General features: G+C 49.4%; 1 tRNA gene. It reads right to left on the bottom strand.

Annotation, left to right across the window (positions count from 1 at the left end):
• Positions 1–23 precede the first annotated feature (23 nt).
• Positions 24–97, bottom strand: a tRNA-Ala gene (locus TPRIMZ1_RS0115255).
• Positions 98–233: the final 136 nt, after the last annotated feature.

The raw sequence follows: 233 nt of genomic DNA, 5'->3' as shown, positions 1-233 counted from the left end.
TGCGGAGATCTTATCTCCTAATTTGGAGATAAGGGGAGTTGAACCCCTGACCTACGGCTTGCAAAGCCGCCGCTCTAGCCAGCTGAGCTATATCCCCTTATCTGTATCCATATATGTTTCGTTCGATATAGAACGTTACATTCAAAAAAAGGGAAAGGGAGGAGGAAGAACGAAGAGGTTGTGGGCCATACGGCCCGATTTGGGAACCACCGGCTGTTACACCGGTCATTCCC

It is taken from the genome of Treponema primitia ZAS-1 (assembly GCF_000297095.1).
GTDB classification, from domain to species: domain Bacteria; phylum Spirochaetota; class Spirochaetia; order Treponematales; family Breznakiellaceae; genus Termitinema; species Termitinema primitia_A.
This window is presented reverse-complemented; position numbering and strand designations above follow the sequence as displayed.